Origin of the sequence: Elioraea sp. (genome assembly GCF_051860475.1) — a bacterium.
Classification (GTDB): Bacteria; Pseudomonadota; Alphaproteobacteria; order Acetobacterales; family Acetobacteraceae; genus Elioraea.
On the sequence record NZ_JBHYDW010000222.1, the window covers coordinates 1 to 4,451 of the forward strand.

Annotated in this window: 5 protein-coding genes; 3 read left to right on the top strand and 2 right to left on the bottom strand. The window is 69.0% G+C overall.

Annotated features, from left to right (window positions below; all coding sequences use genetic code 11):
* Nucleotides 1-87: 87 nt before the first annotated feature.
* Together ACTIFU_RS22565 and ACTIFU_RS22570 are read left to right on the top strand one after the other, a co-directional pair.
* Nucleotides 88-687 carry a TRAP transporter small permease subunit gene (locus tag ACTIFU_RS22565; protein WP_439580572.1) on the top strand — a complete coding sequence of 200 codons (600 nt, stop codon included), beginning with the start codon at nt 88-90 and terminating at the stop codon, nt 685-687.
* 23 nt (nt 688-710) lie between these two features.
* A complete protein-coding gene (locus ACTIFU_RS22570; protein ID WP_439580573.1) occupies nt 711-2,084 on the top strand; it encodes a TRAP transporter large permease in 1,374 nt (457 codons plus the stop codon).
* Here the strand turns inward: ACTIFU_RS22570 and ACTIFU_RS22575 are convergent, their stop codons facing one another.
* A complete protein-coding gene (locus ACTIFU_RS22575) occupies nt 2,085-3,251 on the bottom strand; it encodes an iron-containing alcohol dehydrogenase (protein ID WP_439580574.1) in 1,167 nt (388 codons plus the stop codon). It abuts the gene before it with no gap.
* Between the two features lie 159 nt (nt 3,252-3,410).
* Between ACTIFU_RS22575 and ACTIFU_RS22580 the strand changes: the two genes are divergently transcribed.
* Nucleotides 3,411-3,656 carry a hypothetical protein gene (locus tag ACTIFU_RS22580; RefSeq protein WP_439580575.1) on the top strand — a complete coding sequence of 82 codons (246 nt, stop codon included), beginning with the start codon at nt 3,411-3,413 and terminating at the stop codon, nt 3,654-3,656.
* Here ACTIFU_RS22580 and ACTIFU_RS22585 read toward each other — a convergent pair.
* A partial coding sequence (locus ACTIFU_RS22585; protein ID WP_439580576.1) for an MlrC C-terminal domain-containing protein occupies nt 3,632-4,451 on the bottom strand: 820 nt, incomplete at its 5' end. The two genes, ACTIFU_RS22580 and ACTIFU_RS22585, sit on opposite strands and share 25 nt — an antisense overlap.

Consider the following 4,451-nt stretch of genomic DNA (forward strand, 5'->3'; position numbering starts at 1 on the left):
GAATCGTCTGCTGACGCAGCGAATCACAGCCGATTCAAACGACTCAACTTCTTCCCGGATGGGCTCTAAGGGGACGCGAGCAGGGTCGTGGTCAAGATCCCGACCCGGCCCGGCGAGGCGATCACTGGTCACCTCGCCGGGCTGCCGCCTTTTGCGCCGGCCGATATGATCGAACGGACGGTGCGCGGCATCGGCAAGGTGTTCGCGCTCGCCTGGCTGGTGCTGGTGCTGGTCACCGTGCTCGCGGTGGCGGAACGCTATGCGCCGCCGATCACCGCGGCGATGGCGGCGATCTTCGGTCCCAATCCGGGCACCGCGCTGACCGAGCTGCAATGGCACCTCTATGCCGCCGGGTTCCTGGTGGCCCTGTCCTACGCGATGACGGTTGGCGCGCATGTGCGCATCGACGTGCTCGCCGAGCACTGGTCGCTGCGCACCAAGGCCTGGGTGGAGCTCGCCGGCATGGCGCTGTTCCTCGCCCCCTTCGCGGTGTTCGTGCTGATGCACGCGATCCCCTTCGTCGAGCGTTCGTACACGCTCAACGAGGTCTCGCCCTCGCCCGGCGGGCTCGGCGGGCGCTGGATCATCAAGTCGTTCATCATCGTCGGCTTCGTGCTGATCCTCGCCGCCGCGCTGGCGCGGACCATGCGCATCCTCAACTACCTGTTCCGTCACCGGACCGGCTGAGCGATCGGGTCAGGACACAGAGCATGCTCGAGACCTACGAGCTGATCGTCATCGCGCTGCTGGCGAGCTTCATCCTGCTGATCTTCACCGGCTACCCGATCGCCTGGGTTCTCGCCGGCGTGTCGTTCTGGTTCGTCGTGATCGCGCTCTGGGGCGCGGACACGCTCGACTGGGACACGTTCATGCTGGACCGCTGGATCCGGTTCAGCGTGATCGTCGACCGGATATGGTCGCAGATGCAGAACTCGGTGCTGGTCGCGCTGCCCAACTTCATCTTCATGGGCATCATGCTCGACAAGTCGGGCGTGGCCGAGAAGCTGATGCAGGCGTTCACGCGGCTGTTCGGCAGCCTCCAGGGCGGGCTCGCGATCTCCGTCTGCGCGATCGGCATCCTGCTCGCCGCCTCGACCGGCATCGTCGGCGCCTCGGTGGTGCTGCTGGCCACGCTCTCGCTGCCGCTGATGATGGCCTACGGCTACTCGCGCCGGCTTGCGACCGGCGTGGTCGCCGCTTCGGGCACGCTCGGCATCCTGATCCCGCCATCGATCATGCTGGTGATCATGGCCGACCAGCTCGCGATGTCGGTGGGCGACCTGTTCATGGGCGCGATGATCCCCGGCCTGCTGCTCGGCGCGCTCTACATCGTCTACGTGGTGGTGATCTCCAATGTCAGTCGCGGCGTCGCGCCGCACCCGCCCGACGCGCCGAAGGTGACGTTCGGGCTGGTGCTCGAGGCGCTGGGCGCGATGGCCGCACCCGCCCTGCTGATCCTTGCCGTGCTGGGCTCGATCTTCTTCGGCATCGCCACCGCGACCGAGGCCTCCGCGGTCGGCGCGTTCGGCGCGATACTGCTCGCGCTGATCAACCGGCGGCTGGATTGGCGCACCATCAAGGACGTCTGCTACGGCACCACCTCGACCACCGCCTTCATCATGGCGATCTTCCTCGGCGCCTCCGCCTTCGCGCTGGTGATGCGCTCCCTCGGCGGCGACGAGTTCATCGCCCACATCCTGAAGAGCCTCCCGTTCGGCCCCGACGGGATCATCATCGTGATCCTGGCGATCGCCTTCGTCGCCGGGTTCTTTCTCGACTGGCTGGAGATCAGCCTGATCTTCCTGCCGCTCGTCGCCCCGGTTGTGAAGGCGCTCGGCTACGATCCCGTGTGGTTCGTCGTGGTGTTCGCGGTGATGCTGCAGACGAGCTTCCTCACCCCGCCCGTCGGCTTTTCGCTGTTCTACGTGAAGGGCGTGGCGCCGAAGGCGATCGAGACGCGCGACATCTACCTTGGCGTGCTGCCGTTCGTCGCGATCCAGTTGCTGGTCGTGTTCCTGGTGTTCGAGTTCCCCGAGATCGCGCTCTGGCTGCCGCGTGAGGTGTACGGCGCCGCCGTGCGCTGATCAGCGCGCCCAGACCTCCTCGTAGAGCGCCATGATCTCCTCCTTGCTCGGCACGCGCGGATTGTTCGCCGGGCTGCCCGAGGCCAGCGCCTGCTCGGCCATGGTGGGAATGAGTGCGCGCCACTTCGCCTCGTCGAGCCCGTAGCTGCGCGGGGTCGGCACGACCAGATCACGGTTGAGCGCGCGCAACTCCTCCACCAGCCGCGCCGCCGCCGCCTGATCGCCCTCCTCCTCGTGCGCGATCCCCATCGCGCGCGCGGCCTCGGCGTAGCGCGGCAGCGCGGCCGGCAGCGAGAACGCGGTGATCGCCGGCAGCAGCATGGCGTTGGAGAGCCCGTGCGCGACGTGGAAATGCGCGCCGAGCGGCCGGCTCATGCCGTGCACCAGGGCGACCGAGCTGTTCGAGAAGGCAAGTCCCGCGAGCGTCGCGCCCAGCATCATTGCCTCGCGCGCGGTCGCGTTGCCGGGCTCCGCGTAGGCCGTGCGCAGGTTGCGCGCGATCAGCGCCATCGCCCGCCGCGCCATGGTGTCGGCGTAGGGGTTGGCGCGCTTCGACACATAGGCCTCGAGCGCATGGGTGAGGCTGTCGATCCCCGTGTCGGCGGTGGTGCGCGCGGGCACGGAGTAGGTCAATTCGTAGTCCACCAGGGTCGCGAGCGGCAGGGCGGCAAGCCCGGCGATCAGCATCTTCTCGTTACGTTCGGTGTCCGTGATGACAGTGAATCGGGTCACCTCGCTGCCGGTTCCGGCGGTGGTGGGTACGGCGAGGATCGGCAGCGCGGCAAGGTCGGCCGCGCGCGGCACCTTCCAGTCCCGTATCTTTCCCCCGCCCGCGGCGAGGATGGCGATCGCCTTCGCGGTGTCGATCGGGCTGCCGCCGCCGAAGCCGATCAGGCAGTCAATCTCGCCCGCCGCGTTGAGCGCCGCGACCCCGGCCTCGATCACCGTGTCGGTCGGGTCGGGCACGGTGTCGCCGAACACCGGTGGGGTGATGCCGGCCTCGGCCAGCGGGTCCAGCAGCTTCCGGACCAGGCCCGAGGCGACCATGAACGGGTCGGTGACCACCATGGGGCGCTTCAGCCCCAGCGTGGCGAGCAGCTCCGCCGCCTGGGCGACCGCGCCGCCGCCGATCCGCATCATCCGAGGCGAGACGATCGTCGTGACCATCGTGTGTCCTCCGTCACTGCGGGAACAACCTACGTCGGCTTTGGTATTGCGTTAACCGGAGACGGGGAATGATTTGCCGCCTCTCCGGGTTAACCGGGGGGCGGTGACGGAACGAATACCTCGCGCGGGCATCCCGCCCGGTCTCAGGAGTTCGGTGCCATGTCGGTCTGGCTCATGATCCTGCTTGCTCCCTTCGTCACCTCGCTCGGCGTGGTGCTCGCGGCGCTGGCCGGCATTCCGGCGATGATCGCCGCCCTCGCGCTCGTGCCGCTCGTGTTCGGCGCCGGCCTCGTCTACGCCGCAACCACGGCCAGCGTGCCGGCCGGCTTCTTCGCGGCCGCCATGGTCGGCGCGATCCTCGGCACGGTGCTGACCAAGCGTCAGCCGACCGAGCGGCGGGCCTGACCCACGGCCGCGAAGGGGTGCGGGTCAAGCGGCCAGATCGGCCGCCGCACCTTGGCGTAGGGGATGCGTGACGCGTCCGGCGGATAGGGTCCGCCGCAATCCACGTAGATCACCCCCGTCGCGATCGGCGCGAACGCCGCGTGGAAGTGGTTCGAGGACTTGACCACCACGATCTTCCGGGCGGCGAGATCGATCCCGAGATCGGTGAACACGGCCGGGGCGAAGGTCTGCGCGCGCGTGCTGGAGAGCACCACGTCGAGCGCGCCGATCGACACCGCCGCCGACGGTCCGAGCGAGACGACGCTCTGCTCGAACGGGATGCGCAGATCCTCGGTGATCGCGCGGACGGTGACCGTGGCGTCGACCGGCCGGCCTGAGGAGGGCGTGGCCTTGCCGCCGAAGCGGAGCGGCAGCGTCGCACCGGCGCCGGCGGCGAGACAGAACGAAGCCGCGACCGGGTCCCAGAGCGCGCCCAAGGCCGCGGGGATCTCCGGCCGGGCGAGCAGCGCCTCGACCAGCACCGTGGAGTCGCCGGCCACACCGCCGCCCGGGTTGTCCCAGCGATCGGCCAGCACGACCGGGCCGCCCGGAATCGCAAGCGCCTCAGCGATCGCCTCGTCGGGCTTGGGATGCGGCGGCACGCCGGCACGGCCCCAGGAGAGGATCTCGCGCCCCAGGCGCTCCGCCAGCCGCATGGCGGCGGCCGGGTCGCCATCGGCATAGACCAGCACCTTGGAGCCGACGTCGTACACATCCGCGGCCTGAAAGCCGTGATTGACGCTGATGGAGAGAATC